Origin of the sequence: Microbispora sp. KK1-11 (assembly GCF_006874435.1) — a bacterium.
Lineage (GTDB): Bacteria > Actinomycetota > Actinomycetes > Streptosporangiales > Streptosporangiaceae > Microbispora > Microbispora catharanthi.
Genome location: NZ_VIRJ01000042.1, coordinates 1 through 23,821 on the forward strand (window position 1 = coordinate 1; position 23,821 = coordinate 23,821).

Genomic DNA, 23,821 nt, shown 5'->3' on the forward strand with positions numbered 1-23,821 from the left:
CACCGGCCTTCTCGGCGGTGATGACATCACCGGCGTCGGTCGCGGCGCGGTACTCCATGCCGGTGCCGACCAGCGGAGCCTCGCTCTTGAGCAAAGGCACCGACTGACGCTGCATGTTCGAACCCATGAGCGCGCGGTTGGCGTCGTCGTGCTCGAGGAACGGGATCATGGCGGTCGCGACCGACACCATCTGGCGCGGCGAGACGTCCATGTAGTCGACCTCGGACGGGTGGACGGCCTCGAACTCGCCGCCCTTACGGCGGGCGAGCACGCGGGTCTCGGCGAAGGTGCCGTCGGCGTTCAGGGCCGTGTTGGCCTGCGCGACGACGTGCCGGTCCTCCTCGTCCGCGGTGAGGTAGTCGATCTCGTCGGTGACCCGGCCGTCGACGACACGGCGGTACGGCGTCTCGACGAAGCCGAACGAGTTGACCCGCCCGTAGGAGGACAGCGAGCCGATCAGACCGATGTTCGGGCCTTCCGGCGTCTCGATCGGGCACATCCGGCCGTAGTGCGAGGGGTGCACGTCGCGGACCTCGAAGCCCGCGCGCTCACGCGACAGACCACCCGGTCCGAGGGCGGACAGACGCCGCTTGTGCGTCAGGCCGGCCAGCGGGTTCGTCTGGTCCATGAACTGCGACAGCTGCGAGGTGCCGAAGAACTCCTTGATCGACGCCACGACCGGGCGGATGTTGATCAGGGTCTGCGGCGTGATCGCCTCGACGTCCTGCGTCGTCATGCGCTCGCGGACGACGCGCTCCATGCGGGCCAGGCCCAGCCGGACCTGGTTCTGGATCAGCTCGCCGACGCTGCGCAGACGGCGGTTGCCGAAGTGGTCGATGTCGTCGGTCTCGACGACCACCGAGCCCTCCGGGCCCATCGTCTCCTCACCGGCGTGCAGCCGGACGATGTACTCGATGGTGGACACGATGTCCTCGTCGGTCAGCGTGCCCTGGGTGATGTCGGCCTGGACGCCCAGCTTCTTGTTGATCTTGTAACGGCCGACCTTGGCGAGGTCGTAGCGCTTCGGGTTGAAGTACAGGTTCTCCAACAGCGCCTGCGCCGACTCCCGGGTCGGCGGCTCGCCCGGACGCAGCTTGCGGTAGATGTCCAGCAGCGCGTCGTCCTGGCCGGAGGTGTGGTCCTTCTCCAGGGTCGCCCGCATCGACTCGTACTGACCGAAACGCTCCAGAATCTGGTCGCAGGTCCAGCCGAGCGCCTTCAGCAGCACGGTGACGGGCTGCTTGCGCTTGCGGTCGATGCGCACGCCGACACTGTCGCGCTTGTCGATCTCGAACTCCAGCCACGCGCCACGCGACGGGATCACGCGGCAACCGAACAGGTCCTTGTCGGAGGTCTTGTCGACCGAGCGGTCGAAGTAGACACCCGGGGACCGGACAAGCTGGGAGACCACGACACGCTCGGTGCCGTTGATGATGAAGGTGCCCTTCGACGTCATGAGCGGGAAGTCGCCCATGAACACCGTCTGGCTCTTGATCTCACCTGTGGTGTTATTGATGAACTCCGCCGTGACGAACATCGGGGCGGAGTAGGTCATGTCCTTGTCTTTGCACTCATCGACTGAGTACTTGGGCGGCTCGAACCTGTGGTCCCGGAACGACAGGGACATGGTTCCGGAGAAGTCCTCGATGGGACTGATCTCCTCGAAGATCTCTTCGAGACCCGACTGGGCCGGGACGTCCTTGCGCCCGGCCTGGCGAGCCGCCTCAACCCGGCCCTTCCATTTCTCGTTTCCGAGCAGCCAATCAAAGGACTCGGTCTGCAGGGCGAGAAGGTCGGGTACTTCGAGCGGCTCCTCGATGCGTGCGAACGACACGGTTCGGGGACCGGCGGGTACGGCGGAGGCGTTGCGCGAGGCTGCCAACAGATGTCCTTCCGAGGGCTCGCGGACTGACTACACGCACGCCAGACGACCAGGACTAAGAGTTACTCAGAGAGACGGTCGTCAAAGGGCAGCGCAAAGGGGCAGTGTAGCCGATCGGCATACACCTGTCCACTCCGCTATCGCTCTGCGCTCCACGTTGGTGGCAGCATCACCCGTCAGCGCCGAAACGTCAAGCCCGAGAGCCGACATTTCGCCTAACCGACAGGCGTCACGCTGGGTTTTTCCGCTCTCGGGACCGAGCGAGTGCCGGGGATCCAGTCCCTACCCGGGACCGGAGACGGGTAACGCTCAGTCACGCGAACGGCCCAACGCTGACCGTCGGTCGACGCCGCCGTGCCCTGAATACCCAGCCACCGGCACGGCCTAAACGTCTTCTTTACTAACAATTTAGCTACGGGCTCAGGGAACGGGCGTGTCACCCAGGAGCGTGGACAGCCGGGAGGCCCGCCAGCCGTCGCCCTGCGTCACCATCACCAGGCGCGCTCTCCCCTGGCTGACCTGCTGCTTCGGCTCCTCCTGACCCGGGCCCGACCGCGTCGTGATCATGTTCACGAACAGCAGCACCCGGACCTCTTCCGGCGTCGCCGACTCCACGCCGGCGGCGGCCACCACCGCGTGCTGCACCGTCCGCCGCTCGCGCGCCTGCGGCCCGAGCGTCGCCGCGAGTGTCCGGTAGTGCTCCGCCAGCTGCCCGGTGGCGTGCGCGCCCGCCCTCAGCATGTCCCGATCGATCGTACGGTAGTCGTACGACAACATGTCCGGGGCGTAGGACCGGGCGGCCGACAGGGCCTCCCTGGACGCCCTCTCGGCGGCCTGGACGCGGCGCAGGTCGAGCAGCAGCCACACGGCGGCGACGGCCAGCCCGGCGGCCATGAGGGCCGTCAGCGCCCGCAGCAGGCGCCTCACTGCACCAGCTCCGCCCGCGAGACCAGCCACAGGCCCGAGGCCCTCGTGACGTCCATGCGCCAGCGGAAGAAGCGCTCCTCCGGAGGGGCCTTCCTGCCGTCCTCCCAATGGATCACCGCATCGCCGACGATCAGCACCTGCGCCGTGTGCCGGTCGCCGTCGAGGGAGGCGAGCGCGGAGGCCCGCAGGACGCCCGTCTGGACGGCCTTGTTCTTCAGCGTGGCGGCCTTCAGGGCCGCCTGCCGGGCGGCGTACTGCGCCCTCTCCGGGCCCGTGGAGGTCGCCAGGGCGCGTTTGATGTCGTCGTCGATGCGGCGGTGGTCGATCGACATGAGGCTCACGGCGTGCGCCGCGGCGGCTTGTACGGCCATCTCGCGGTCCTGTGCCGCCGCGAGGGCCTCCGTACGGGCCCGGGCGAGACGGTCGACCGCGAGGGCCAGCACGGCCAGGAGGAGGACGAGCCCGACGGTCAGCGCGCGCCGCATCCTCGCACCTCCTGAGCACCCGGTCGTCTCGGCCCGTTCACGTCGCGCGGATCCTATTCCGCACGATAGATCAACGGGCCCGCCCTGCCCATAGGGTCTGGATTCCGTACGCGCCCGGGCATGCGAAAGGGGCGGTCCCATCCGGCACCTGGATGGACCCGCCCCTTCGGTGAAGCGTGTTACAAGACCGTCTTACTTGACGGTGACCGTGGCGCCGGCGCCCTCCAGGGCGGCCTTCGCCTTCTCGGCCTGCTCCTTGTTGACCTTGCCGTCGAAGACCGGCTTCGGAGCGCCGTCCACGAGGTCCTTGGCCTCCTTGAGGCCCAGGCTCGTCAGGGCGCGGATCTCCTTGATGACCTGGATCTTCTTGTCGCCGGCGGCCTCGAGGATGACGTCGAACTCGTCCTGCTCCTCGGCCTCCTCAGCGGCGCCACCAGCGCCACCGGCGGCCGGGGCGGCGGCGACGGCGACCGGAGCGGCGGCCTTGACGTCGAAGGTCTCCTCGAAGACCTTCACGAACTCGGACAGCTCAAGGAGGGTCATCTCCTTGAAGGTCTCGAGCAGCTCGTCGGTGCTGAGCTTCGCCATGATGTGTTCCTCCAGTGGATCTAGCAAAAAACGTGTAAAGGGACCGCGGTGCGCGCTTCCCCCGTCCGCTGCGCGGACCTACTCGCCGGCCTCTTCGCGCTTGGCGCGCAGAGCCTCGGCCAGTCGAGCCATCGTGGTGGGCAGCGCGGCGAAGGTGGCGGCAGCCTGGGACTGCTTGGCCTTCAGTGCGCCGGCCAGCTTCGCGAGGAGCACCTCGCGGGACTCAAGGTCGGCAAGCTTCGTGATCTCGTCGGGGGTCATCGACTTGCCGTCGACGACACCACCCTTGATCACCAGGAGGGGGTTGGCCTTGGCGAAGTCACGCAGACCCTTGGCCGCCTCCACGACGTCGCCCTTGACGAACGCGATGGCGGTCGGACCCTGGAACAGGTCGTCCAGAGAGGTGATCCCGGCGTTGTTGGCCGCGATCTTGGTAAGCGTGTTCTTCGCCACGGCGAACTTCGCATTCCCACCGAGAGAGACGCGCAGCTGCTTGAGCTGAGCGACGGTGAGACCGCGGTATTCGGTCAGAACGGCGGCGCTGGATCCCTCGAACTCACTCTTGAGCTCGGCGATCGCGACGCTCTTCTCCGCCTTCGCCATGGGCCTCCTTCCAGATGTGCCGCCGGCGAAGGCCCTCGGAAAACAGACAAGCCCCGGCGCAGGCGCACGGGGCTTGGACGGACGTCGAACGTCCTCAAGCTTCTCCACACCTACGCGGGCCGTCCACTCACGTGGATCCTTCGGTCACCGGGCTGCACGCCCGACGACGACCGGCGGTCTTTGGCAGGAGACAGACTACGTTGTCAACCGGCAGGACGCCAAATCAGCTTCCGGCGCCGGACGGCTGCTGCATCGCGTGCGGGAGCGTCTGCGGCAGCTCACCGACCTGGTCGGCGGCCGGCGCCTCGATCGAGACCGGCTCGTTGAACGACTTGAACATCGCCGTGGCCTTGAACGTACCGGCGTCCGGCTTGCCGCCGTTCAGCTCGACCTTGCGGGGCAGGCCCTGGGCGTCGATCCAGGCGTCGAACTTGACGTCCTTGGCGTTGGCGAGCTCGCCCTGCATGCGGCCGCGCTGGTCCTCGGGGAGCTGCTTGACCGCCTCGTCCACCGGGAACGAGCCCGAGTAGTGGGTCGTCTCCACCCCGCCGACCTGCTCGCTGCCCACCGACTTGACGTCCTTGGACGCCGTGAGCATGGCGGCGCTCGTCTTCAGGTCGAACTGCTGGGCCTGGGCGAGGTACTGGTCGATGTTCACGCCGGCCTGCGAGCCGAGCTGCTTCAGGTCGAGCCTGATCCACGGCTTGGTCGCGCCCACCAGGGTCTTGAGCATGTCGAGCTTCACGTACGCCACGTCGCCCTGGAGGATGACCCGCACGCCGCCGGGCACGCTCTGCCCGTTGAACGCCACCTGGCTGAGGTTGATGTCCGAGGCGATCTGCGGGGTCTTCTGGTAGAGCATCGTGCCCTGGACGACCCCTCCCTGACCGCCCTTGGCGTCGGTGACGTTCACCACGAGGTCCGCGGCATAGGTGTTGACGTCGCCGGCCTTCTGCGCGGTCTGCTGGATGACCTCGGCCGCCGAGAGCTGAACGTTCTGGAGAGACGGAGTCGCGGTCGTCCCGCATCCCGCGACCGTGATCGCGGCCACCGCCCCGGCGGCCACCAGTAGTCGTCGCATTGTTTCCATCCCTTCGGTGTCCCCCTTTACCTGCCCTTGACCTTATGCGCCTAACGCCATCAGCGCGCCGCTGCGGGGCAAACCCTCATGAGCCGTGCACAAAACCTCTACATTGCCCTTGTTTGCCTTCCGATAGTTAGGCTTCGTACTATCTGACGGCGAATCAAAGACGGCGGCGAAGGAGAGCCATGCGTACGCTGGTCAAGGACGTGCGGGTGTTCGACGGGGAGCGCACCATCCCCCGGGTGGACGTGCTCATCGAGGACGACCGGATCGCGGAGTGGGACGGAGGGCGGACCGACACCGAGATCGACGGCTCGGGCGGGACGCTGCTCCCCGGACTGCTCGACGCACACACGCACGTCTCCGACGGCATGCTCGCCCAGGCGCTGGCCTTCGGGGTGACCACCGAGCTCGACATGTTCTGCCTGCCGTCCAACCTCGCCAGACAGCGGCGGCTCGCGGCGGACCGCGACGACGTGGCCGACCTGCGCAGCTCGGGAGTGCTCGCGACCGCGCCGGGAGGACACCCCAGCCAGATCATGGCGGCCGAGGCGGCCGGGCTGGAGCACCTGGGCGATGCCGTCGGCCCCTTCGACACGATCGCGGCCGCGGGCGACGCCGAGGCGTTCGTCGAGGCGCGGCTGGCCGAGGGCGCCGACTACCTGAAGATCGTGATTGACGACGGCTCCACCGCCGGGCTGGACCTGCCCGTCCTGTCCCCCGGCGTCGCGGCCGCCCTGGTCGAGGCCGGGCACGCGGCGGGGCTCATGGCCGTGGCGCACATCGCCACCGCCCGGGAGGCCGCCATCGCCCTCGACGCGGGCGTCGACGCGCTCACCCACGTCTTCCACGACCTCGGGCCCGAGGATCCGTACGTGGCCGAACTGGCCGCGCGCATCGCCCGGCAGGGCGTCTTCGTGGTCAGCACGCTCGGCTACGTCGAAGTGATCACCGGGGGCGGGGGCGGCGCGGAGGTCTTCGAGGACGAGCGCATCGCGTCACGCCTGCCGGAGGGGACGTACGGGACCGCCCGGAGGAACCCTGGGGTGGTCCCGGTGCATCCGCGAGGCCTCGTCAACGCCCTCGGCGCGGCCCGGGCCCTCCACGCCGCAGGCGCGGCCGTGGTGGCGGGCACCGACGCCAACTTCCTCGCTCCGCCGCACGGCGTGAGCATGCACCGCGAACTGGCGCTGCTCACCGAGGCGGGCCTCACCTGCGAGGAGGCGCTCGCCGCGGCCACCGCCGTCCCCGCACGGCTGTTCGCGTTGCACGATCGGGGGCGGATCGCGCCGGGCCTGCGCGCGGACCTGCTGCTGGTGGACGGCGATCCGACTCGCGACATCACCGCCACGCGCGCCCTCCGCGAGGTCTGGCGCCGCGGCGTGCGGCAGAGCCGGGCCTGAGTACGGCCTACGCGAGGGCGGCCAGGAGGCCGCGCAGCAACCGATCGAGCGTCACGGCGTCCTCCGGGGCCAGCCCCGACGCGAGCCTGGCGAGGTTCGCCGCGTGGTCGGTGAGCGTCGCGTCGATGACCTCGCGCCCCTTCTCCGACAACGTGATCTTGAAGCTGCGCCGGTCGGCCGGATCGAGACTGCGCTCGACCAGTCCGGCGGCCTCCAGCCGGTCGAGCCGGCTGGTCATGCCGGCGCGCGACATCATCACCATGTCCGACAGCTCGGAGGGGATCAGCGTGTACGGCGGGCCGGAACGGCGCAGCGCGGCCAGCACGTCGAAGTCCCCCGAGCGCAGGCCATGCCGGTCGAGTACCTCCTCGACCCGGCCCTCGACCACCCGGGCCACCTGGGCGACGCGACCGAAGACCCCCATGGCCGACAGGTCCAGGTCGGGCCGCTCGCGCCGCCACTGGTCGAGGATGTGATCGACGGAATCCCTGCGCTCTTCGGTCACGCGCCGAGTTTATTCGCCGTCTGATTATCTCCAGACGCGCGGAAGCCCCCGCCCGGAAAGGGCGGGGGCTTCCGTCGTCGTTATCGGCCGAGGAAGGCTCAGGCCTCGATCTCGGCGGTCATCGCCCGCGTCACGTTCGGGTCGACCGGGATGCCCGGGCCCATGGACGTGGTGAAGGTGACCTTCTTGAGGTAACGGCCCTTGGCCGCCGACGGCTTGAGACGCAGCACCTCGTCCAGCGCCGCGGCGTAGTTCTCCACGAGCTGACGGTCGTCGAAGGACGCCTTGCCGATGATGAAGTGCAGGTTCGCGTGCCGGTCGACCCGGAACTCGATCTTTCCGCCCTTGATGTCGGTGACGGCCTTGGCCACGGCGGGCGTGACGGTGCCGGTCTTCGGGTTCGGCATGAGGCCGCGGGGGCCGAGCACGCGGCCCAGACGACCGACCTTGCCCATCATGTCCGGGGTGGCGACGACCGCGTCGAAGTCGAGACGGCCCTTGGAGACCTCGTCGATCAGCTCGTCGGAGCCGACAATGTCGGCGCCCGCCGCGCGGGCCTCCTCGGCACGGTCACCGGTCGCGAAGACCAGGACCCGGGCGGTCTTGCCGGTGCCGTGCGGGAGGTTGACGGTGCCGCGGACCATCTGGTCGGCCTTGCGCGGGTCGACGCCCAGCCGCAGGGCGACCTCGACGGTCGCGTCGAACTTCGTGGTCGCGGTCTTCTTGGCCAGCCGTACGCCGTCGAGCGGGCTGTACAGGGCCGCGCGGTCGACCTCGGCCGCCGCGTTCTTCCAGTTCTTGCTGCGCTTCACTTCATGCTCCTCGTGGAGATCGTGGTCCGGGCCTGCGCCAGCCCTCCCACTGCGTTTGATGAGGCGGAGAGTCAGTCGGCGATGGTGATGCCCATGGAGCGGGCGGTGCCGGCGATGATCTTCTCGGCGGCCTCGACGTCGTTCGCGTTGAGGTCCTGCATCTTGGTCTCGGCGATCTGGCGAAGCTGCTCGCGAGTCAGCTTGCCCACCTTGTCCTTGTGCGGGTTCGCGCTGCCCTTCTGCAGACCGGCGGCCTTCTTGATCAGCTCGGGCGCCGGCGGCGTCTTCGTGATGAAGGTGAAGGTGCGGTCTTCGAAGATGGTGATCTCGACGGGGATGATGTTGCCCCGCTGGGCCTCCGTCGCCGCGTTGTACTGCTTGACGAAGTCCATGATGTTGACGCCGTGCGGACCGAGCGCGGTACCGACCGGCGGCGCGGGGGTGGCCTGTCCAGCGGGAAGCTGGACCTTCACCAGTGCCGCGACTTTCTTCTTTGGAGGCATTTGTCCTTCTCCGGGTCCTTTGTCCTACAAAAGCCTCAGGCACGCCGAAGCAGGGCGTGCGTGAGGACGGCTATCGAGTCTACGCGAGACGGTCAGATCTTCGAGACCTGGTTGAACGACAGCTCAACCGGGGTCTCTCGACCGAAGATCGAGACGAGGACCTTGAGCTTCTGCGACTCGGCGCTGATCTCGCTGACCGTGGCCGGCAGCGTGGCGAACGGCCCGTCCATGACCGTGACGGACTCGCCGACCTCGAAGTCGACGGTCGCGGTGGTCGCCTTGGTCGCGGCCTTCTTGACTTCCTCGGAAGGCTCCGGGGCGAGCAGCTTGGCGACCTCGTCGAGGTTCAGCGGGCTCGGCTTGTTGGACAGGCCGACGAAGCCGGTCACACCGGGCGTGTTGCGCACCGCGGCCCAGGACTCGTCGGTCAGGTCCATCCGGACCAGAACGTAACCGGGAAGCACGCGCTCCTTGATCGGAGTCTTCTTGCCGCCCTTGAACTCCGTGATCGTGTGGGTCGGCACCTCGACCTGGAAGATGAAGTCCTCCATGTTGAGCGACCCGATACGGCTCTCGATGTTCTGCTTCACGCGGTTCTCGTAACCGGCGTACGAGTGGATGACGTACCACTCGCCGAACTGGCCGCGAAGCTGACGCTTGAACTCCTCGACCGGGTCGACATCCGGGAGGACGTCACCGTCCTCGTCGACCTCCGCGGCGGCCTCGGCCGAGTCTTCGCCGCCGTCACCGCCGTCTGAGTCGGCGACCGTGGTCTCCTCGGTCTCCTCGACCTCTGCTACGGCCTCGTCCTGCTCGGTGCCCCACTCGTCATGCTCGTCATGGGAGCGGTCGGCCGGCATCGGGGACTCGGACACGGGACTCTTCCTTCTTCGCTTGGTGTCTTGACGTGCTGCGACGTCTCGGGCGGGATCAGGATCCGCCGAAGAGCCAGAGCACTGCCTTACCCAGCAGCGTATCGATCCCGAACACGAGCCCAACCATGATCACAACGAAGACCAGGACAACTACGGTGTACGAGATCAGGTCATTGCGCCGGGGCCAGATGACCTTGCGCAGCTCGGCGACGACCTGCCGGTAGAACAGAGCGGGCGAGGTGCGCTTTGCCTTCTTCTCACTGGTCGGCTTGCCTGGCTTGCCAGCGGTTTCACCGCGGGTGTCGATCGCCACAGTCCTCACCTGATCCGTCGTGTCCGTCGCAGTTGCGGCGCGCTTTCACGCCATTGTTGCGCGGACCGCACTCCGCAGGGCACGAGGGACTCGAACCCCCAACCGCCGGTTTTGGAGACCGGTGCGCTACCAATTGCGCTAGTGCCCTAAGCCGTGCACCACGATACCCGAGAAACGCGTTGAAGCGTCCGCCGTGGCGTTCACGTGGCCCACTAGTCGGTGAAGTGTACGCGGGATTCACCACTCCGTCGAACCACATGGTCGCCGCACCGCCCGGAGGCGGCCCGGGTGCCGTTCCTGTGCGGTCTAAAGCTACCGTGCGAACCCGTCCGCATCCTGGATATGGAGACGAAACCGCGCGGCGCGTCTGGAACGATGGAGGCATGACCCGACCTCGCATCTCCGCGCGCATATCCGCGATCTCCGAGTCCGCGACTCTGGCCGTGGACGCCAAGGCCAAGGCGATGAAGGCGGCCGGTCGCCCGGTCATCGGCTTCGGCGCCGGCGAGCCCGACTTCCCCACGCCCGACTACATCGTCGAGGCCGCCGTCGAGGCATGCCGGAACCCCAGGTTCCACAAGTACACGCCGGCCGGGGGTCTGCCCGAGCTCAAGCAGGCGATCGCCGAAAAGACGTTGCGCGACAGCGGGTTCCAGGTCGAGGCCGCCCAGGTCCTGGTGACGAACGGCGGCAAGCAGGCGGTCTACGAGGCGTTCGCCACGCTGCTCGACCCCGGTGACGAGGTCCTGGTCGTGGCGCCCTACTGGACGACGTACCCGGAGGCGATCAAGCTCGCGGGCGGCGTCCAGGTCGACGTGGTCACCGACGAGACGACCGGCTACCTGGCCTCGGTCGAGCAGCTCGAGGAGAAGCTGACCGACCGCACCAAGGTCCTGCTTTTCGTCTCGCCGTCCAACCCGACGGGGGCCGTCTACTCCCCTGCCCAGGTCGAGGAGATCGGCCGCTGGGCACTGGACAAGGGCCTGTGGGTCGTGACCGACGAGATCTACGAGCACCTGGTCTACGGCGAGGCGGAGTTCTCCAGCATCGCCACCGCCGTGCCCGAGCTGCGCGACCGGGTCGTCGTGCTGAACGGCGTGGCCAAGACGTACGCCATGACCGGCTGGCGGGTGGGCTGGCTGATCGGCCCGTCCGACGTGGTCAAGGCGGCGACGAACCTGCAGTCCCACGCGACCTCGAACGTCTCCAACGTCGCCCAGGCCGCCGCGCTCGCGGCCGTCTCCGGCGACCTGTCGGCCGTCGCCCAGATGCGCGCGGCGTTCGACCGGCGCCGCCAGACCATGGTCCGGATGCTCAACGAGATCCCCGGTGTGGTCTGCCCCGAGCCGTTCGGCGCGTTCTACGCGTACCCGTCGATCAAGGCGCTGCTGGGCAAGGAGGTCCGCGGCAGGCGCCCGCAGACCTCGGCCGAGCTGGCCGAGCTCATCCTTGAGGAGGCCGAGGTCGCGCTGGTGCCCGGCGAGGCGTTCGGCACCCCGGGCTACTTCCGCCTGTCGTACGCGCTGGGCGACGACGACCTGGTCGAGGGCGTCAGCCGGGTGGCCAAGCTCCTGGCCGAGGCGCACTGAGCGTCATCGAGGCCACTGGGGCTTCGCGAACCTCGCACGAAGGCCCGGTCCCCACCACGTGGGACCGGGCCTTCGTCATGCCGATGACATCGGTCGCCCAGTTCGTCCCGCAGCCACCGCAGGTGCTTCGCGTCATCGTGGCGCGGGGTGGCGGCGGCCTTGACCTCGATCCCGATCACTCGTCCCATGCCGAGCTCCAGAACGATGTCGATCTCGTGCCGCCCCTGGTCCTGGCGCAGGTGATAGATGCGGGGCCGGCTGTCGCACACCGGTACCTCCGCGCGTAGTTGCTGGACCACGAAGGTGTCGAGCAACCGGCCGAGCAGATCGCCGTCGCGGAAGACCGCCTGTCCGTCCACCCGCAGAAGCGGGCATCCGCTGCGCCTCCGGAAAGCCGCTGCGCAACGCGAAGTCGATATAGCCGGCCAGATCGGGCGGCTGCGCCGGTCCAGGCACGCTACCAACTTGACCCAGCGCTCAGTATCAAGATGACCCAGCGCTCAGTACCAAGATGACCCAGGCGGCAGTACAAAGATGACCCACTGCGTCGCTGAGGTCGGCCCGGTACGGCCGGCGCCTCCGGGCCCACTGGGGCGCGGAGGCGCGGAACGGGGCGGGGTCACTTGCCGAGGGCGGCTCCTGCGGCGATCTTCTTGAGCTCCCTGTCGGCCGCCGCCTTGCCGATCTTGGCCGCGTAGTCAGGGCTGATCATGACCTCGACCCCGACGCCGGGAGCGAGGGTCCACACGATCGTCCGGGTGCCGCCGTCCAGGATCCGGTCGCCGCCCTCCGACAGGCTGACCAGGTAGGCCTTCCTGCCGCCGGCCTCGACCGGCTCGGCGCCCTGCGCGGCGTAGCCCTGCATGCGCTTGGCCAGCATGCTCGCCGCGTCCTTCCGGTAGACGATCATCTGGACGCTGTACATGCCGGGTTCGAGCCCGGGCTCCACCCAGCTCGTGGTGTAGCTCCGCTTGCCGAATCCGTCCTTTCCGGACCACTTGCCCCATTCGAGCCCCTCGGGCAGGTAGCCGACGTGCACGCCGCCGAGCGTCCGGCCGTCCCCCAGGTCGCCGAGGTCCTGGGGCATCCGCGGGTCCTGCGTGCCCTCCGTGTCGACGGGGGTCGGACCGGCCTTCGTGGCGATCGTGATCGTGACCGCCGCCCCGGCGGGAGCGGCCGTCCCCGGCTGCGGCATCTGGGCGAATACCGTCCCCACCGGGGCCTCGTCGGTGACGACCTTCGTGATCCTCACCGTGTAGCCGGCCTCCTTCAGGAGGGCGTTGACCTCCGCGGCGCTCTTGCCGACCACGTCGGGGACGACCCCTTCCGGCGTGGCGACCGTGTCGCCGGAGGAGGCCGCGGACGCGACCGGGACTTCGGGGCCGGTGGCGCCGGTCCCGGCGAGGCTGCCGACGGCCGGGGCGGTGTCGGGCCGGACGGTCAACGCCACGGGCACGCCCACGGCGACCGCCGCGGTGAGCACGGCCGCGCCCGCCGTACGAAACCTGACCACGTGGCGACGGCTGCGCCGCCGCACGCTCTGGCCCAGCGACGGCGACGCGTGCACGCCGGCGACCTGAGCGGCCATGGCATCCCTCAGCGCCTCTTCGACGTTCATGCGGACGCTCCTTCCAGGTTTTCCATGCGTGCGCGCACGCGTGCCAGACCGCGGGCGGCCTGGCTCTTGACGGTGCCGACCGAGCAGCCGAGCAGCGCCGCGGTCTCGGCCTCCGACAGGTCCTCCCAGTAGCGCAGGACCAGTACGGCCCGCATCCGGGCCGGCAGCTTCCTGAGTTCGGTGACGAGCACGTCCCGCAGGCCGAGGTCGGGCGACTCCACGGGCGTCTCCGGCGGCTGGGCGAAGGTGATCTCCTGAAGCACCTTGCGCCGCCTGGCCTTGCTGATCGCGCCGTTCACCACGACCCGGCGCGCGTACGCCTCGGGGTTGTCGTGCCGGATGCGCGGCCAGTGCCGGTAGACCTTCTCCAGCGCGTTCTGGACCATGTCCTCGGCGTCGGACGCCGAGGCTCCGCAGACCAGGATCGCGGTACGCAGGAGGGCGGTGCTGCGCGCGGCCAGGAACTCGTCGAAGGCCGCCTCGTCTTCTTCGGTCATGAGCTCCCCTTTCGTCCCTCCCCAACGCGCCAACCCTGCATCGGGTTGAGAGCGACATGCGGCAACATATGGAGATGGCACGTCCACTAGACACGCTCCCCAAGGCACATCTGCACCTGCACTTCACCGGCTCGATGCGGCATTCGACGCTGATCGAGCTCGCCCGGGAGCAGGGCGTCCACCTCCCCGACGCGCTGGTGGAGGACTGGCCGCCGAAACTGCGGGCGACCGACGAGCGCGGCTGGTTCCGGTTCCAGCGGTTGTACGACATCGCGCGGTCGGTGCTGCGCCGGCCCGAGGACGTCTACCGGCTGCTGCGCGAGGCCGCCGAGGACGAGGCCCGGGAGGGGTCGCGCTGGCTGGAGATCCAGGTCGACCCGTCCGGGTACGCCCAGCGCTTCGGCGGGCTGACCGAGACGCTCGAACTCGTCCTCGACGCGACGGAGAAGGCGGCCAGGCAGGCCGGGATCGGCATGGCGGTGATCGTGGCCGCCAACCGCATCCGGCACACGCTCGACGCGAGGACACTGGCCCGCCTGGCGGCCCGGTACGAGGGCAAGGGCGTGGTGGGCTTCGGCCTGTCCAACGACGAGCGGCGTGGCCGGGCCAGGGACTTCGAGCACGCCTTCCGGATCGCCAGGCATGCGGGGCTGCTCGCCGTGCCGCACGGCGGCGAACTGCTGGGCGCGGCGAGCGTCGCCGAATGCCTCGACGACCTGGGCGCCGACCGGATCGGCCACGGCGTGCGCGCGGCCGAGTCGCCCCGCCTGATGGAGCGGCTGGCCGACCGGCAGATCACCTGCGAGGTGTGCCCGCTGTCCAACGTGGGCCTCGGGGTGGCGGAACGGCCCGAGGACGTGCCGCTGCGGCGGCTGTTCGAGGCCGGGGTGCCGATCGCCCTCGGCGCCGACGACCCGCTGTTGTTCGGCGCCCGGCTGCTGCCGCAGTACGAGCTCGCGCGGGACGTCTACGGCTTCGGCGACGCGGAGATCGCCGAGCTCGCCCGGCAGTCGATCCGGTCGTCGACGGCGCCCGACGCGCTCAAGAAGGAGTTGCTGAGCGAGATCGACGCCTGGCTCGTCTCCCCCGAGTGAGTCTCCGGCTCATCGGACCGAGGAGGCGATCCGCACGGCCTCGGCGCGGTCCGGCCCCTCCAGCCGCAGCCCGACCAGCCTGTGCTGCCAGATGAGCGTCGGCCCGGCCACCCGCTCCTCGCGCGGCGCGCCGTCGCCCGCCGGCACGTACGACACGCCGTGAGGCCGCGGGATCCACCATCCGCCGACAAGGCCCACCTGCTCGGGGAACGGTCCTCCCAGTTCCTTGTGCCAGACGACGCCCAGCGTGCCGTCGAACTCGTCGAGCCGGACGCCCGGCCACAGGAGTGTCACCACCCGGCCACCGTCGGCGAGGCGTACGTCGGACGGCTCGCCGAGCGCGGACGGCACGGCGACGGGAAAACGGGCGGTCCGCCGCGCCTCCTCCAGCGTCACCCGGCGCTCGCCGGGCAACGGACTCGGCACTCCCGTGGGCAGCGGTCCTGCGCCGCCCACGTGGATCTCGACGCCCGCGAAGCGCAGCACCGACACCACCGCGGCCCGGCCCTGCGGAGTGGCCCCGAGCAGCACGGCCATCAGCACCGCCACCGCCGCTGCCGCGACGCGCGGCGACGGCCGCCATGCGGCCCGCCGCCGTGCCCTGTCGCCGGCCCCGCCGTGCTCGATGCGGGCGCGTACGGCACGCGCCACGTCGGCGGGAGGCGGCACGGGGGGCAGGGCCAGTTCCTCGCCGAGGGCCAGGAGCCGCGCCTCGACGTCCTCCGGTGCGATCGGATCGCTGTCATCCGAAGTGCTCACGGCCCACCTCCTCCCGCAGGCGCCGCAGGGCCCGGAACGTCCGCGACTTGACCGTGCCGAGCCGCACACCGAGGACCTCGGCCGTCTCCGCCTCGGACAACTGCAGGAAATACCGGCAGACCACGGCTTCGCGTTCCCCATCAGGCAGCGCGCGTACGGCCTCCAGCAGGCGGGTCCTGCCGTCGGCGTCCACGGCCGCGCCCTCCGGGTCCTCGGGATCCCCGGGTCCGTACGGCTCCCGCTCGCGCCCCAGCCGTACGGCGAGGTCGGAGCGGCGGCCACGCGACCGGGTGAGGTCGTGGGTCTCGTTGGCCACGATGCGCAGCAGCCAGGGGCGGAAGGACGCGCCCCGGCGGAAGCCCTTGAGGTGGCGGAACGCCTTGACGAACGCCTCCTGGACGACGTCCTCCGCCTCGTCGGCCGCCCCGAGCAGGCTCGCCGTACGGTGGGCGACCGCGCTGTATCGGGTGACCAGCGCCTCGTAGGCGTCAAGGTCACCGGCCAGGGCGCGGGTCACTGCCTCGTCGTCGTCCATATGGGGGGAATCGGGGGCGTCGGGACGGAGGTGAAGCCTACGATCAGGCGGGCATCACGTCCACAGCGCCGCCGAAAGAACAGTGCCGCCCGAAGCTCTCATCGGCGGCCCCTCCGGCGAAGCGGACGCCCGCCGATGGGGCGGGCACTACACTTTCCACGACCGTCAGCGTGCAGATCGAGGATCCTATGTCTGGGTATGACCGAGTAGTCCAGCCGGCGGCCGGGGACGAGGCTCTGGAGAACCACCTCGGCGGCGACGAGGCCAAGAACTACCGGCAGTACGAGTTCGACATGGTCGCGCCGCACGTCGGGCGGTCGCTCCTGGAGATCGGATCGGGTCTCGGGCACTTCGCCGAGCAGTTCCTGCCGCGCCTGGACCGGCTCGTGGTGAGCGACTTCGACCCCTATTGCGTGGAGCAACTGCGCAAGAGGTTCGCCGACCGCGAGGACGTGTCGGTGCTCCAGTTCGGCCTGCCGACCGAGATCCCCCTTGCCGACCCGGTCGACACCGTCGTGATGATGAACGTCCTGGAGCACATCGAGGAGGACGCCGAGGCGCTGCGGTCGCTGGCCAAGGTGACCGCTCCCGGTGGGCGGATCATCATCTGGGTGCCCGGTTACATGCAGCTCTACGGGGACTTCGACCGCAAGGTGGGGCACGTCACCCGCTACACCCCCGCCACGCTGCGTAAGACGGTCACCGACGCCGGCCTCGACGTGCAGGTGCTCAAGCCGATCAACTTCCTCGGCGGCATCGCCTGGTGGGCGGCCGTGCGGCGGGGTGGCGTGGGCTACCCCGACCCCCGGCTCGTCAAGATCTACGACCGCACGGTCGTGCCGCTGACCCGGCTCATCGAGCGCTTCGTCCGTCCGCCGTTCGGCCAGACCGTGTTCTGCGTGGCCCGCGTCCCGCGCTGACGCGAGTGCCGCGCGGAGCGGCCCCCCGGAGACCCGAATTGTGCGACAAATGCCTTCTACCTGCACAATGGGTCCCCCATGAGTGAAACCAGGATCCTCGTCGTCGAGGACGAGCCAAACATCCGGGACATCGTGGAAGTCGCCCTCAGGTTCCACGGCTTCCGGGTGACGGCCGTGGGCACGGGGGCCGCGGCGCTCGGCGAGGTGCTGAGGAACCAGCCCGACCTGGTCGTCCTCGACGTCATGCTGCCCGACATCGACGGCTTCGAGGTGTGCCGCCGGATCCGGGCCGACGGCGTGCACCCTCCCGTGATCTTCCTGACCGCCCGCGACGCGGTCGCCGACACCGTGCGCGGGCTGACCCTCGGCGGCGACGACTACGTCACCAAACCGTTCTCCGTCGAGGCGCTGGTCGCGCGGATCCGCGCCGTGCTGCGCCGTACGACCGTGCCGGAGGCGGCCGAGCGGGCGCACGGGCCGATCCTCCAGGTCGCCGATCTGGAGCTCGACGAGGCGCGCTGGGAGGTGCGGCGCGGCGGCGTCCCTGTGGAGCTGTCGCCGACCGAGTTCCGCCTGCTGGCCTTCCTGATGGCCAACGCCGGCCTGGTGCTGACCAAGCGGCGCCTGCTCGAGGAGGTCTGGGGTTACGGCGGGAGTTCGCAGGTGCTGGAGACCTACATCTCCTACCTGCGCCGCAAGCTCGACCCGCTCGGCCCGCCACTGATCCACACCCAGCGCGGCATCGGATACTCCCTGCGCCCGCCCCAGGACATGTGACGGACCGGTGATGTCGCTCAGGACGCGTCTGCTCGCCGGGCTGCTCGGGGTGAGCGCGGTCCTGCTGGTCGTGTTCTCCCTCGTCAGCGTCGTCGTCCTGCGCGGTCACCTGCGTACGCGGCTGGAGGGGCAGGTGGTGGCGGCGACCGTCACCGCGGCGCGCCGGGTGGTCGAGGGGGACCCCCTCGCGCAGGCGCTGACCGGCTCGACCTACGCCCTCGCGGTCTACAACCTCAGCGAGCAGCACGCCCACCTGGTCAGCGGCGACGCGGACGAGGCCGCGGCCGTGCCCGGCCTGACCGAGGCACTGGGCAAGGACAGGCTGCTGGCGTACGCGGCGCAGGGCCGCACCTTCGACCTCGACCCCAGCGGCGGCCACGAGCTGATCGCGGCCGCGGCGATGTCGCCGAGCGGTCTGCGGCTGATGGTCATCGCGGTGCCCCTGGACGCGGTGGACGACCCGGTGCGCCACCTGCTGATCAGCGAACTGGCGACCGGCGGGGCGCTGATCCTGCTGCTGGCCGCGGGCGGCCGGCTGCTGATCGCCGGCGGTCTGGCGCCGCTCGGCAAGATGGCGAGCACCGCCCACCTCGTGGCCGAGCGCGTCGACCTGTCGGCCCGGATGCCCGAGGGGCCGTCGGAGGTCGGCAGGCTCGGCGCCGCGATCAACCTCATGCTCGACAGGATCGCCGGCGCCTTCCGCGACCGCCAGGCGTCGGAGGACCGCGTGCGCCGCTTCGCCGCCGACGCCTCCCACGAGCTGCGCACCCCGCTGTCGACCATCTCCGGGTATGCGGAGCTGTACCGGGCCGGGGCGATCCCGCCCGAGGACCTGCCCAAGATCATGGGGCGGATCGAGGCCGAGGCCGACCGCATGGGCCGCCTGGTGGGCGAGATGCTGGAGCTCGCGCGGCTCGACCGGGGCACCGCGCTCGCGCTCGACGAGACCGACCTGGCCGAGATGGCCCGCGAGGTGGCCGCCGACTCGGCCGCCCTCGACCCCGCGCACCCCGTCACGGTGGAGGCGCCGCCGTCGCTGGTCGCGACCGTGGACGAGGCCAGGGTCCGCCAGGTGCTCGTCAACCTGCTCGGCAACGTGCGGGCGCACACCCCCGAGGGCACCCGGGCCGCCGTACGGCTGCTGCGTGCCCTGGAGTCGGTGACGATCGAGGTGCGTGACACCGGGCCGGGGATGAGCCCGGAGCAGGCCGAACGCGCCTTCGACCGCTTCCAGCGCGGAGAGGACCACCTGTCCGGCGGGGCGGGGCTCGGCCTGTCGATCGTGAAGGCCATCGTGGAGGCGCACGGCGGCCGGTGCCGCATCGTTTCCTCCCCCGGTGAAGGGACGGCCGTACACATCGCGCTTCCCGCGATGCAAGAGGCTACTGGCGGGTAGTTAACGAGGACAGCTCGTTTCACCGCCGAGGAGGTCGATGATGACGACCGATTACGCCAAGGCCAGAGAGGTGGCCGAGCAGGCGCGCGAGACGGAGTGGACCCGCCCGAGCTTCGGCAGGCAGCTCTTCCTCGGGGACTTCCGGCTGGACCTCGTGCATCCCGCCCCCCGCCTCACCGAGGAGGAGATCAAGAAGGGAGACGACTTCCTGCGCGCGCTGCGGGCGTTCCTGCAGGAGAAGGTCGATCCCGCGCTCATCGAGCGCACCGCCGTGATCCCGGACGAGGTGATCAAGGGCCTGGCGGCGATCGGTGCCTTCGGCATGACCACCGAGGAGGAGTACGGCGGGCTGGGGCTGAGCCACCTGTACTACTGCCGCGCGCTCGCACTCGTGACCTCGTGCTCCCCCGCACTCAGCGCGCTGCTGTCGGCCCACCAGTCCATCGGGGTTCCGCAGCCGCTGCGGCTGTTCGGCACTCCCGAGCAGAAGCGCCGCTTCCTGCCCCGCTGCGCCCGGGGCGAGATCTCCGCCTTCCTGCTGACCGAGCCGGACGTCGGATCCGACCCCGCCCGGCTGTCGACGACCGCCGTCCGCGACGGCGACGCGTACGTGATCAACGGCGTGAAGCTGTGGACGACCAACGGCGTCGTGGCCGACCTGCTGGTCGTGATGGCCCGGACCGGTGCCAAGATCTCGGCCTTCGTGGTCGAGGCCGACTCCCCGGGCATCACCGTCGAGCACCGCAACCAGTTCATGGGCCTGCGCGGCATCGAGAACGGCGTCACGCGCTTCCACCAGGTGCGTGTGCCGGTGGAGAACCTGATCGGCCGCGAGGGCCAGGGCCTGAAGATCGCTTTGACCACGCTCAACACCGGGCGCCTCTCCCTTCCTGCCACCTGCGTCGGCGCGGCGAAGTGGGCAACGAAGATCGCCCGCGAGTGGGGGTGCGAGCGGGTCCAGTGGGGCAGGCCGGTCGGCCGGCACGAGGCCATCGCCCGCAAGGTCGCCTTCATCGCCGCCACCGCGTACGCGCTGGAGTCGGTGGTGGACCTGTCCAGCCGGATGGCCGACGATGAGCGCAACGACATCCGCATCGAGGCCGCGCTCGCCAAGCTGTACAGCACGGAGATGGCCTGGAAGCTGATGGACGAGCTGGTGCAGATGAGGGGCGGGCGCGGCTACGAGACCGCCGAGTCGCTGCACGCCCGCGGCGAGCGCGGCGTGCCCGCCGAGCAGATGCTGCGCGACCTGCGGATCAACCGCATCTTCGAGGGCTCGACCGAGATCATGCACCTGCTCATCGCCCGCGAGGCGGTGGACGCCCACCTGTCGGTCGCGGGCGAGCTCGTCGATCCGAAGGCCGGCCTGCGGGCCAAGGGGCGGGCGGCCACCCGGGCCGGCGCCTTCTATGCCAGGTGGCTGCCGAGCCTGGTGACCGGGCCCGGCCAGGTGCCCACGTCGTACGCCGAGTTCGGCCCGCTGGCCCAGCACCTGCGGTATGTCGAGCGGACCAGCCGCAAGCTCGCCAGGTCGACGTTCTACGGCATGTCGCGCTGGCAGGCGCGGCTGGAGCACAAGCAGGGGTTCCTGTCGCGGATCGTGGACATCGGCGCCGAGCTGTTCGCCATCACCGCGGTCTGCGTGCGCGCCCAGGAGGACTCCGCCGAGTTCGGGCGCAAGCCGTACGAGCTGGCCGACACCTTCTGCCACCAGGCCAGGCAGCGGGCCGAGGCGCTGTTCGACCGGCTGTGGGACAACACCGACGCCAAGGACGTACGGCTGGCCCGGCGGGTGCTCGACGGGCGTTACACGTTCATGGAGGACGGGATCGTCGACCCGTCGCTGGAGGGCCCGTGGATCGCCCCCCAGCGCACCGGGCTGTCCATGTTCGATGACGTCCACCGGCGCATCGGCTGAACGCCGAGGCCCCGCCCCGCGCGAGCACGGGGCGGGGCCGTGGTCCGAGGGGACGGCGACGGCGGTGATGACGAGCACGGCGATACGCTTCGGCGGCGCGAAAAACCCTTTGTACCGGGATACGGCGGCTTGTTAGGGTCACCGGCATGTGGATTCTGTACGGCGACCGCTGATCAGCCCTCTGAGCGCTGATCCGCTCAGCTTTCCGGCCCTGTCCATCCGACGCGGCAGCTGAGTGACGGCACCTCGGTGCCGCGTTCCCGACGTACAAGGAGATCCCGTATGCGTACTCGCGCGTCCAGCAAGAGCGGCAAGCAGCAGAACCCGCGCACGCCGCAGCCCCAGCGTTCCTTCCCGCCGCCGCGCCAGATCCCGGCGCCGCCCATGCGGCCGGTGCGGCAGCCGCGGCGGCTGCCGAGAGCCAAGTAAGCCGGCTTCGCGACGAAGAAAGGGCGCCCCGGGTGATCCGGGGCGCCCTTTCATGCGGAAACGGTCAGAGGCGCTCGATGATCGTGACGTTGGCCTGGCCGCCGCCCTCGCACATCGTCTGCAGGCCGTACCGCCCACCGGTGCGCTCGAGCTCGTGCAGGAGCTTGGTCATGAGGATCGCGCCGGTGCCGCCCAGCGGGTGACCCAGCGCGATGGCGCCGCCGTTGGGGTTGGTCCGCGCCGGGTCGGCCCCGATCTCCTTGAGCCAGGCCAGCGGCACCGGGGCGAACGCCTCGTTGATCTCGATGACGTCGATGTCCCCGATCGCGAGCCCCGCCTTGGCCAGCGCCTTGCGGGTGGCCGGGATCGGCGCCGTGAGCATGTAGACCGGGTCGTCGCCCGTCAGCGCGAGCGTGACGATGCGGGCGCGCGGGACCAGCCCGTGCTCGCGCACCGCCTGCTCCGAGGCGATGAGCAGCGCCCCGGAGCCGTCGGAGATCTGCGAGGAGGTGGCCGCGGTGATCCGGCCGCCCTCGCGCAGGGTCTTCAGCTCGGCCATCTTCTCCAGCGTGGTGTCAGGCCGCGGGCCCTCGTCGTCGGTCACGCCGTCGACCGGGGCGATCTGGTCCTTGAAGTGGCCGTTGGCGATCGCCTTCGCGGCCCGCTGGTGGCTCTCGTAGGCGTAGCGCTCCAGCTCGTCCCGCTCCAGGCCCCACTTCTCGCACATCAGCTCCGCGCCGCGGAACTGGGAGATCTCCTGCTTGCCGTACCGCTCGACCCACTTGTCGCCGAACGGGAACGGCATGCCCTTCTCCAGCGCCGCCGTGATGCTCGACCCCATCGGGACGATGGACATCGACTCGACGCCGGCCGCCACCACCAGGTCCTGCGTGCCCGACAGCACTCCCTGCGCGGCGAAGTGGATGGCCTGTTGCGACGAGCCGCACTGCCGGTCGATCGTGACCCCGGCCACGGTCTCCGGGAGGCCCGCGCTGAGCCACGCGTTGCGCGCGATGTCCATGGACTGCGGGCCGAACTGCATGACGCAGCCCATGATCACGTCGTCCACGGCGGCGGGGTCGACGCCGGTGCGCTCCACGAGCGCGGAGAGAGTGTGGGCGGCCAGGTCGACCGGGTGGACCGTGGAGAGCCCGCCCTTCTTCTTGCCGACCGGCGTGCGGACCGCCCCGACGATGTACGCCTCTGCCACAGTGCCTCCATAGGAAACCGAGCAATGTTCGGTTAGTGAGAGGTTACATCAGAACTTTCGTCGGGGGAGGCGACGATACGGGCATGTTCAGGCATAACCTCCCGGAAGCACATCGGCGGGCTCGGCGAGCTGGAAACCCCGGCTGTCGGCCGCGATCCCCCGGAGCCCGTCCGCGAGCGCGAGCGCCACGGCCGCCCGCGCGAGCAGCGCCCCCTGCGCCTCGCCCTCGTCCTCCGCGTCGTTCCGGCTCGTCGCGTCCTCCATATCGGAGCCGGCGTCCGTGCCCGAGCCGGCGTCTTCCGTGTCGGAGCCGCCATCCGGCGGACCCGGGGCCGCGTCCGCGCTCGTCACGTCTTCCGCCCGGCCGCCGGCCGCATCTCCGGAGGCCGCACGGGCGAGCTCGGCGTCCTCGCCTCCGCTCTCCTCCGTACGTGCGACCGGGGAGACCCGAGCGATCGCGATCTCCGTGAGGTACGGCCAGCGGGTCTGGGCGGCGGGCGGCATACGGTGCCCCTCCTCGACCGTGACCACAAAGTCTGCGCCCACGTAGACGTCGGCCACCCTGCCACGGCGGACGGGGACGTGGACGACGCCGTCGACGAGTTCCCCTTCTGGCCACTGTTCGGTGTCCACGGCCTCGACGAGGCCCAGCAGCCCGCCCAGGATCGGCAGGATCTCCTCGGGCTCCGGCACGGCCGGCAGGTAGACCAGCGGGTCTCCGCCGTCCTCCGCCGGATCGAGCGGCTCGCCCTGGCAGAGCGACCAGCCGCCCAGGCGGTACGCGATGCCCTCGGCCAGGCTCTTGTCGAAGAAGTCCACCGGCAGCGGGCCCTCGGCGGCGATCCGGCAGGCCCACAGCCTGTCCTCGTCGGGCACGCCGAGCTTGGCGAGGACGTCTCCGGTCAGTTCGACGGGCGGCTGGATGCGCGACCCGCCCGCGAGGATGTCGTCGCCGTCGGTTCTCGCCTCGGGATCGGCGAGTTGTGCGACCGCCAGCAATGTCTTCGGGTCCGGCCGGACGGGCAGCAGCGCCGTGGGTCCCGTGCGCAGCCGACCGGGCAGCAGGAGTTTCGAGAACCAGCCCACAGGCCCTCCTCAT

At 70.1% G+C, this 23,821-nt stretch carries 25 protein-coding genes, 1 tRNA gene and 1 pseudogene; 8 read left to right on the top strand and 19 right to left on the bottom strand.

Translation table 11 applies throughout. The features are described 5' to 3' along the window. The 6 genes and pseudogenes from FLW16_RS38435 to FLW16_RS38460 all read right to left on the bottom strand — a co-directional run. A pseudogene (locus tag FLW16_RS38435) lies at positions 1-1,882 on the bottom strand (DNA-directed RNA polymerase subunit beta); the annotation flags it as partial. A 420-nt stretch (positions 1,883-2,302) separates the two neighbouring features. After that, complete coding sequence (locus tag FLW16_RS38440) at positions 2,303-2,809, bottom strand: hypothetical protein (RefSeq protein WP_260616062.1); 507 nt, start codon at positions 2,807-2,809, stop codon at positions 2,303-2,305. Further along, positions 2,806-3,294, bottom strand: a complete 489-nt coding sequence (locus FLW16_RS38445; RefSeq protein ID WP_142565930.1) for a hypothetical protein — start codon at positions 3,292-3,294, stop codon at positions 2,806-2,808. Before FLW16_RS38445 ends, FLW16_RS38440 begins: the two co-directional genes overlap by 4 nt. 192 nt (positions 3,295-3,486) lie before the next feature. Beyond that, positions 3,487-3,882, bottom strand: a complete 396-nt coding sequence (gene rplL / locus FLW16_RS38450) for a 50S ribosomal protein L7/L12 (RefSeq protein ID WP_076438522.1) — start codon at positions 3,880-3,882, stop codon at positions 3,487-3,489. A 78-nt stretch (positions 3,883-3,960) separates the two neighbouring features. Next, a complete protein-coding gene (gene rplJ / locus FLW16_RS38455) occupies positions 3,961-4,485 on the bottom strand; it encodes a 50S ribosomal protein L10 (RefSeq protein WP_030510277.1) in 525 nt (174 codons plus the stop codon). A 223-nt stretch (positions 4,486-4,708) separates the two neighbouring features. Continuing rightward, entirely contained in the window at positions 4,709-5,566 is an 858-nt protein-coding gene (locus tag FLW16_RS38460) for a DUF1396 domain-containing protein (protein WP_142565931.1), read from the bottom strand. A gap of 188 nt (positions 5,567-5,754) precedes the next feature. Between FLW16_RS38460 and FLW16_RS38465 the strand changes: the two genes are divergently transcribed. Continuing rightward, positions 5,755-6,972: an amidohydrolase family protein gene (locus FLW16_RS38465; protein ID WP_142565932.1), complete on the top strand. Its 1,218-nt coding sequence runs from the start codon at positions 5,755-5,757 to the stop codon at positions 6,970-6,972. Positions 6,973-6,979: 7 nt separating this feature from the next. On the opposite strand, the gene FLW16_RS38470 is transcribed toward FLW16_RS38465, so the two are convergent. The 6 genes from FLW16_RS38470 to FLW16_RS38495 form a co-directional block, all read right to left on the bottom strand. Then, the gene (locus tag FLW16_RS38470) at positions 6,980-7,477 is read right to left on the bottom strand and encodes a MarR family winged helix-turn-helix transcriptional regulator (RefSeq protein ID WP_142565933.1); all 498 of its coding nucleotides are present in this window, start codon (positions 7,475-7,477) and stop codon (positions 6,980-6,982) included. Positions 7,478-7,575: 98 nt separating this feature from the next. Continuing rightward, the gene (rplA, locus tag FLW16_RS38475) at positions 7,576-8,289 is read right to left on the bottom strand and encodes a 50S ribosomal protein L1 (protein WP_142565934.1); all 714 of its coding nucleotides are present in this window, start codon (positions 8,287-8,289) and stop codon (positions 7,576-7,578) included. 71 nt (positions 8,290-8,360) lie between these two features. After that, a complete protein-coding gene (rplK, locus tag FLW16_RS38480) occupies positions 8,361-8,792 on the bottom strand; it encodes a 50S ribosomal protein L11 (protein ID WP_030510282.1) in 432 nt (143 codons plus the stop codon). 92 nt (positions 8,793-8,884) lie between these two features. Further along, positions 8,885-9,667 (bottom strand): transcription termination/antitermination protein NusG, encoded by a 783-nt coding sequence (gene nusG, locus FLW16_RS38485; protein WP_142565935.1) that lies wholly within the window; start codon positions 9,665-9,667, stop codon positions 8,885-8,887. A gap of 55 nt (positions 9,668-9,722) precedes the next feature. Continuing rightward, a complete protein-coding gene (gene secE, locus FLW16_RS38490; RefSeq protein ID WP_030510284.1) occupies positions 9,723-9,980 on the bottom strand; it encodes a preprotein translocase subunit SecE in 258 nt (85 codons plus the stop codon). A 75-nt stretch (positions 9,981-10,055) separates the two neighbouring features. After that, positions 10,056-10,128 (bottom strand) — tRNA-Trp (locus tag FLW16_RS38495). A 235-nt stretch (positions 10,129-10,363) separates the two neighbouring features. On the opposite strand from FLW16_RS38495, the gene FLW16_RS38500 reads away from it, so the two are divergent. Continuing rightward, the gene (locus FLW16_RS38500) at positions 10,364-11,569 is read left to right on the top strand and encodes a pyridoxal phosphate-dependent aminotransferase (protein ID WP_142565936.1); all 1,206 of its coding nucleotides are present in this window, start codon (positions 10,364-10,366) and stop codon (positions 11,567-11,569) included. On the opposite strand, the gene FLW16_RS46345 is transcribed toward FLW16_RS38500, so the two are convergent. From FLW16_RS46345 to FLW16_RS38515, 3 genes are all read right to left on the bottom strand, one after another. Next, on the bottom strand, positions 11,482-11,928 hold the full coding sequence (locus FLW16_RS46345) for a DUF4143 domain-containing protein (RefSeq protein WP_221891488.1): 447 nt from the start codon (positions 11,926-11,928) through the stop codon (positions 11,482-11,484). The two genes, FLW16_RS38500 and FLW16_RS46345, sit on opposite strands and share 88 nt — an antisense overlap. Before the next feature lie 260 nt (positions 11,929-12,188). Next, a complete protein-coding gene (locus FLW16_RS38510) occupies positions 12,189-13,187 on the bottom strand; it encodes a PASTA domain-containing protein (protein ID WP_142565937.1) in 999 nt (332 codons plus the stop codon). Continuing rightward, entirely contained in the window at positions 13,184-13,684 is a 501-nt protein-coding gene (locus tag FLW16_RS38515) for a SigE family RNA polymerase sigma factor (RefSeq protein ID WP_079319144.1), read from the bottom strand. Before FLW16_RS38515 ends, FLW16_RS38510 begins: the two co-directional genes overlap by 4 nt. A gap of 74 nt (positions 13,685-13,758) precedes the next feature. On the opposite strand from FLW16_RS38515, the gene FLW16_RS38520 reads away from it, so the two are divergent. Next, positions 13,759-14,778: an adenosine deaminase gene (locus tag FLW16_RS38520; RefSeq protein WP_142565938.1), complete on the top strand. Its 1,020-nt coding sequence runs from the start codon at positions 13,759-13,761 to the stop codon at positions 14,776-14,778. A 9-nt stretch (positions 14,779-14,787) separates the two neighbouring features. Here the strand turns inward: FLW16_RS38520 and FLW16_RS38525 are convergent, their stop codons facing one another. After that, positions 14,788-15,537 carry a hypothetical protein gene (locus FLW16_RS38525; RefSeq protein ID WP_142565939.1) on the bottom strand — a complete coding sequence of 250 codons (750 nt, stop codon included), beginning with the start codon at positions 15,535-15,537 and terminating at the stop codon, positions 14,788-14,790. Further along, positions 15,521-16,072, bottom strand: a complete 552-nt coding sequence (locus FLW16_RS38530) for an RNA polymerase sigma factor (protein ID WP_142565940.1) — start codon at positions 16,070-16,072, stop codon at positions 15,521-15,523. Before FLW16_RS38530 ends, FLW16_RS38525 begins: the two co-directional genes overlap by 17 nt. A gap of 188 nt (positions 16,073-16,260) precedes the next feature. Between FLW16_RS38530 and FLW16_RS38535 the strand changes: the two genes are divergently transcribed. From FLW16_RS38535 to FLW16_RS44165, 5 genes are all read left to right on the top strand, one after another. Beyond that, entirely contained in the window at positions 16,261-16,992 is a 732-nt protein-coding gene (locus FLW16_RS38535; protein ID WP_142565941.1) for a methyltransferase, read from the top strand. Positions 16,993-17,070: 78 nt separating this feature from the next. Beyond that, positions 17,071-17,769, top strand: a complete 699-nt coding sequence (locus FLW16_RS38540) for a response regulator transcription factor (RefSeq protein WP_142565942.1) — start codon at positions 17,071-17,073, stop codon at positions 17,767-17,769. Positions 17,770-17,779: 10 nt separating this feature from the next. Continuing rightward, positions 17,780-19,165 (top strand): cell wall metabolism sensor histidine kinase WalK, encoded by a 1,386-nt coding sequence (locus FLW16_RS38545; protein ID WP_142565943.1) that lies wholly within the window; start codon positions 17,780-17,782, stop codon positions 19,163-19,165. A gap of 37 nt (positions 19,166-19,202) precedes the next feature. Next, a complete protein-coding gene (locus FLW16_RS38550; protein ID WP_396687049.1) occupies positions 19,203-21,083 on the top strand; it encodes an acyl-CoA dehydrogenase family protein in 1,881 nt (626 codons plus the stop codon). Between the two features lie 282 nt (positions 21,084-21,365). Beyond that, positions 21,366-21,512, top strand: a complete 147-nt coding sequence (locus tag FLW16_RS44165) for a hypothetical protein (RefSeq protein ID WP_185949782.1) — start codon at positions 21,366-21,368, stop codon at positions 21,510-21,512. A 64-nt stretch (positions 21,513-21,576) separates the two neighbouring features. On the opposite strand, the gene FLW16_RS38555 is transcribed toward FLW16_RS44165, so the two are convergent. After that, positions 21,577-22,722, bottom strand: a complete 1,146-nt coding sequence (locus FLW16_RS38555) for an acetyl-CoA C-acetyltransferase (RefSeq protein WP_142565944.1) — start codon at positions 22,720-22,722, stop codon at positions 21,577-21,579. Between the two features lie 87 nt (positions 22,723-22,809). Next, on the bottom strand, positions 22,810-23,808 hold the full coding sequence (locus FLW16_RS38560) for a hypothetical protein (protein ID WP_142565945.1): 999 nt from the start codon (positions 23,806-23,808) through the stop codon (positions 22,810-22,812). Positions 23,809-23,821 lie beyond the last annotated feature (13 nt).